Origin of the sequence: Zarconia navalis LEGE 11467 (genome assembly GCF_015207075.1) — a bacterium.
GTDB lineage: Bacteria > Cyanobacteriota > Cyanobacteriia > Cyanobacteriales > Geitlerinemataceae > Zarconia > Zarconia navalis.
The window spans coordinates 1-5,706 of record NZ_JADEXN010000361.1; the positions used below are offsets into that span (position 1 = coordinate 1).

The window sequence follows — 5,706 nt, forward strand, 5'->3', positions numbered from 1 at the left end:
ATCTTTAAAATTTCTTGAGCTAAAACCCCGAGATCGAAAAACTTAAATATTTTTAACGTTTACAGTAAAGGAAATTAATAATAATTTTTTAGTTTAATTTTTAAAATCATTTTTATTTTATGTATAATATTCATACCAATGATAATTGGAAAATATTAAATTGACTATGCGTGCAAACCCAGAAAAGAATCTCAGTGTATTCTTTGTGCGTGACAATACATAGAAAGCTGAAGCTGTAGAGCGATATATTCCGTATATTTGCAGTCTTAAGCTCGAACGCAAATATTTCGATCGGCTCTAAGATCGTGTGGATCTCATGCTGTAGGAGTCTTTTTTCTAAATGAGGGGTATCTCCCCCTGTCCCGCTTTTAGGAAAAATTGACACACAATAGGATATGAGTCGAGCAATTAAATCAAATACACTCATGTATTCGAGACGGAAGTTTCCGCACGATCGCACAGGTAAAATTCAGATTGTATATTTCTTATTGCTCTAAACGCCATACTTTTACCAGCACCCAGACACGATCGGAAACAGAGCTTGGGTGAGAAAAGCGCAAAAATTGATTCTGATTTCTAAATTGCAATAGGAGCAATTGGCAAAACCGAAGGAATCAGATGAATCAGGTGTGAGGCTGATAGAGAACTGACCAGTGGTTTCGGTTTTAGCTGGCAGAACATTAGGGGATTTAAATATCGAAAGTCGGTTGAAAAAGGAAACCGATTCATTCGAGCAAACTGGATATTTACTGATGCGGAGAAATTCCAAATGAAGATTGAAGACCAGAGCTACCAAAGTTTATCAGCTCGAGACAGAATCAAACATCCTATTGCTAGACGAACTCCCATCGAGCGGTTGTTAGAGACGAAACAATGTCCTGGAGGCAATCTAGGGGAAGCGTATTTAGCCAAGCTCGATCTGACGGAAGCAAATTTGGGTGGGGCAAAGCTGCTCTTTGCCAACTTCAATTGCTCTCGTCTGGATCGGGCTAACTTTAGCGGTGCGGATTTGAGTTTTGCCACCTTCGTCAATGCAAGTTTCACCAACGCAGATTTGAGTGGCATTGAGGCTCGCGGAACTCAGTGGTTTGAGGCGAACCTAACCCATGCGAATCTTTGCGGTGCGGATTTGGGATTTGCCTCGTTGGTGAACGCCCAACTCAGTTATGGCAATTTGAGTGGAGCGCGTTTGGACGGAACCAATGCGATCGGGGTGGACTTGAGCGGAGCTGATTTGAGCGGAGCCGACTTGGGAGGCGCAAATTTGGGAGATTCAACCCTCATTGAAGCCAATTTAGCCGATGCCAACCTCCAAAATGCTCGACTTGTTAAAGCGGATTTGAGGGATGCAAATCTTAAAGGAGCCAACCTGCAAGATGCCAATCTCTTAGGTGCGAACCTTCAAAATGCAGACCTCACCGGTGCTAAGTTGGGTGGGGTCAACCTAGCAGGAGCAAATCTCGATGGAGCTGAGGGAATCGATCGAATTACTCACAATCTCGTCAGCGACGTGCAGATAACTCCCGATCGCATGACTCGCACTCAAAGATCTCAAGCTCCAAAAACACCCAAAGGGGTTGCATCTTTGCCCAAAAGCACTCGACCCCATCTGCGAAACGCGCGCACTGCCGCACCGATTCCCGTTGCTTCAAACTTAAGCAATTTAGGTTTCCCGCTCCCGACGGGAATGGAGGATCGGGCGGTGTTTCTAGGACATCGAGCGGGTTAAAGCTTGCCGGGTTGCGGCAATTGCCCGATCGATCTCGGCTGCCGAGACAATTAAAGGCGGCACGAACCGAACGACCTTCGGACCGGCGGGTACGAGCAGCAACCCTTCCTCCATTGCCGCTTTGACGATCGCGATCGAAGTCAGCGGGGTATCGGCAGATAACACTAAACCGTTAATTAGACCCCAACCCCGCACTTGGGCGATCGTTTCGGGATAGTCTGCTGCGATCGCCTCTAAACCCCCTCTTAACTGCTCTCCCCGTTCCCGTGCGTTCTCCAGTAGATTTTCAGTTTCTAAAGTCCGACAGATGGAAAGCGCCACGCCGCAGACAAAGGGATTTCCCCCAAAAGTACTGGCATGATCTCCGGGCTTCAACACGTTACAGGATTCTTTGCACAGCAGCGCGCCGATGGGGATGCCGCCTCCTAAGCCTTTAGCACTGGTAAACACATCCGGTTCGATACCGAGGTTCTCGTAGCCCCAGTATTTGCCGCTTCGCCCCATCCCTACTTGAACTTCGTCGAGAATCAGTAAGATTTGCTTCTCGTCGCAAATTTGGCGAATACGCTGGAAATATGCAGCATCTCCGGGATTGACCCCCCCTTCTCCCTGTAATGCTTCGAGCATAATCGCCGCTACCCGACGCTCGTTGCGATCGTGTTCGGCAATTTTGGCTTCTATTGCAGCTAAATCGTTGTAAGGGACGTAATCGAAACCGGGGACTAAGGGATTAAAATTCTTTTGGTATTTCGGCTGACCCGTGGCGGTAATCGTGGCGAGGGTGCGTCCGTGAAAACTGGCATTGGCCGTTAAAATAATCGGATCGGCAATATTCAGGACGGTGTGGGCGTATTTACGGGCGAGTTTGATCGCGCCTTCGTTGGCTTCGGCACCGGAGTTGCAAAAAAAGACCCGATCGGCGCAAGAATGTTCCGTCAGCCATTGGGCGAGTTCTCCCTGTTCGGGAATGTAGTACAAGTTAGAAACGTGGTGCAACTTCCGAACTTGCTCGCTGACAGCTTCAACGAACTGGGGATGAGCGTGTCCCAGGGTACAGGTGGCAATCCCGGCGACAAAATCGAGATATTCCCGACCGTCGGTATCCCACACCCGACAACCGTCACCTTTTGCCAGAGCGATGGGAAAACGACCGTAGGTTCCCATGACGTGGGTATCGAAAAGAGCGGCATCAAAAGCGAGGGCTTGGGATTCGGCAACGATTGGACTCACGGTTTAAACCTCTGGGTATCGACTTAAGACTTGAGTATAAGTCAGGCAGACCACGGGATGCTACAGGATTGCGGGAATAAGTCAGCCATTGCTGGGAACTCCCTTTTTCATATTGTTCGTGTAGGGAGGTCTCGAACCGAGATCGTGTCAGTTAAAGCGTTCAAAATTTAGCCCTTAACCCGTACTGATGTTCGATACATTATTCCAGCGGATTCTTTATCCTCTAAGATCCTCAACCCAAACCGATATTACTTAGTTCGTATCGAAGATATCTAATTGTGCGATCGGGGATTCCGATCGCACTTGATATTTTTTACCCTTTTTTTCCTTAACCGAACCCGATTTTTGGGAACTTTTCCGTAACCCTAAAGCAATTTTACTGTGTTTTTCAATTTGCCCCATCACCTGTCGCGCTCGTTTAATCACTGAAGGGGGCAAACCAGCCAATCGTCCGGCTTCAATACCATAAGAGCGGTCTGCACCTCCGGGTCGAACTTGGTGTAAAAAGATAATTTCATCGGGTAATTCTTTCACCGTTACTTGATAGTTCGCAATATTATTTAAAATTGATTCGAGTTCGTTGAGTTCGTGATAATGGGTGGCAAAAATTGTTCGAGCCACCAACTCCGTTGCCAAGTATTCTGCCACTGCCCAGGCGATCGATAATCCATCAAAGGTTGCCGTTCCTCGACCGATTTCATCGAGTAAAACTAACGATCGAGGAGTCGCGTGGTTGAGAATATTTGCCGTTTCGTTCATCTCCACCATAAATGTCGATTGCCCCGTGGCAATATCATCCACCGCCCCGACTCGGGTAAAGATGCGATCGCAAATTCCCAAGGTTGCCGAGGTTGCCGGGACGAAACTGCCCATTTGCGCCATCAGTTGAATCAGTCCCACTTGCCGCAAATAGCAGCTTTTGCCGCTGGCATTCGGCCCAGTTAAAATAATCAAATCCGGCGAAACGTCCGGGCTGCCCAACCCCGTCGAATTGGGAACGAAAAATCCCGGTGGTAGCGATTTTTCCACCACCGGATGCCGTCCGTCTTCGATGGCAATTTCCCGCGTTTCAACGATATTGGGGCGACAGTATCCCTGTTCGATCGCCCCTTCAGTCAACCCGCACAGCACATCCAAAGCCGCCACGGCTTTGGCAACGTGACGAATGGCGGCCGCGAGTTCCCCCACCTCTTCTCGCAGTTGGACGAAAATCTCGTATTCCAATCGATTCAGATCGTCTTTCGCCGTCAAAATTCGCGCTTCCCGTTCTTTCAAGTCTGGGGTGATATAGCGTTCCTCATTGGTGAGAGTTTGCTTGCGAATATAATTGTCGGGGGCTAGATCGCTTTTCGATCGAGAAATACTAATGTAGTACCCGAAGGTCTTATTAAACCCGACTTTGAGGGTCGAAACCCCCGTGCGCTCTCGTTCCGAGACTTCCAAACGTGCCAGCCACTGGCGGTCGGCCTCAATTTGCTGCCGCATCCCGTCGAGTTGGGGGTTAATGCCCGGTCGAATCAGATTGCCTTCTTTTAAATAGAGGGGGGGCGATTCGATTAGATGGGCGTGGATGCGATCGGCGAGGGCTTCGAGTTCTGGGGATACCGTTTGCAGGGCCCGCAGGTAAGGAGAACGACCCATAACGCAGAGGTTTGCCAGTTCGGGTAGTTTGGTAAGGGAATCGGCTAGGGCATCTAAATCGCGGGCGTTGGCTGTCCCAGAACCCGACCGTCCCGTCAGCCGTTCCAGGTCGTAAATTTGGCGTAGAAGTTGCTGGATATCCTGGCGCAGGGCGGTATTTTCTGTCAATTCGCTAATGGTATCGTGGCGGGCGCGAATGCCGTTGAGATTGAGGAGAGGTTGGAGCATCCACCGACGCAGGGCGCGAGAACCCATGGCGGTTTTGGTTTTATCTAACGCCCACAGTAGAGAACCGTAGCGGGTTCCATCTCGAACGGTTTGGGTAATTTCGAGGTTGGTGCGACTTTGGTGGTCGAGTACGAGGTAATCGGCGATCGCGTAGGTTCGCAGGAGTTGTAGGGGAATCGATCGATGGATGGTAGGTTCTCGTTTGTCTTTGACATCCTGCTCGAAAGTTTCTTGGAGGTAGGCGAGCAAACCCCCGGCTGCCCGCACTGCCAGGGGAAAGCGATCGCACCCCAATCCTTCGAGCGATCGCAGTTTAAATCGTTGCAGAAGTCGCCCCCGCGCTTCGTCGAGTTCAAAGGAGTCCTCGGTACGCAAAGAGTAGCAAAACTGAGGCGGCAACTGAGGCGGTAACTCATCGGACGATTCCCCCGGTCGGAGAATGTTGGCGGGATTGGGGGCATTCACCGGAACTAACACTTCCGAGGGTTGCAGCCGCATCAACTCTTGAGTCAGTTGGGCGAAATCTTCTCCTTGGGTGGTGAAGAAATCCCCGGTGGAAATGTCCGCATGAGCCAATCCCCAATACTTGTTCGCCAACACCACTGCCGCGAGGAAATTATTCTGACTCGCCCGCAGCATTCCTTCTTCAATCAGCGTTCCGGGGGTAATCACGCGGGTAATTTCTCGATCGACCATCCGCCGCTGAGATTTTGCATCCTCGGCATCTTCCACCTGATCGCACACGGCAATGGCGAATCCCTTTTCTACCAACATCGCCGCATAACGATCGAGGGCGTGGTGAGGCACTCCCGTCATTGCCACCCGTCCCACTTGCTTGCCCCCATCTTTGCTCGTCAGCACCAGTTCCAGTTCCCGCG

At 50.1% G+C, this 5,706-nt stretch carries 3 protein-coding genes; 1 reads left to right on the top strand and 2 read right to left on the bottom strand.

The annotated features are described in order from the left end of the window. The first annotated feature begins 769 nt into the window (after positions 1 to 769). Positions 770 to 1,729 carry a pentapeptide repeat-containing protein gene (locus tag IQ235_RS17005; RefSeq protein WP_264322618.1) on the top strand — a complete coding sequence of 320 codons (960 nt, stop codon included), beginning with the start codon at positions 770 to 772 and terminating at the stop codon, positions 1,727 to 1,729. Here the strand turns inward: IQ235_RS17005 and IQ235_RS17010 are convergent. Together IQ235_RS17010 and mutS are read right to left on the bottom strand one after the other, a co-directional pair. After that, entirely contained in the window at positions 1,709 to 2,959 is a 1,251-nt protein-coding gene (locus tag IQ235_RS17010) for an aspartate aminotransferase family protein (protein ID WP_264322619.1), read from the bottom strand. The two genes, IQ235_RS17005 and IQ235_RS17010, sit on opposite strands and share 21 nt — an antisense overlap. Positions 2,960 to 3,211: 252 nt before the next feature. Then, on the bottom strand, positions 3,212 to 5,706 hold a 2,495-nt coding region (gene mutS / locus IQ235_RS17015), incomplete at its 5' end, for a DNA mismatch repair protein MutS (protein WP_264322620.1).

What these genes read in the sequence shown, in the direction of transcription:
- IQ235_RS17005 (WP_264322618.1), top strand. Translation starts at nt 770, where the DNA reads ATGAAGATTGAAGACCAGAGCTACCAAAGTTTATCAGCTCGAGACAGA.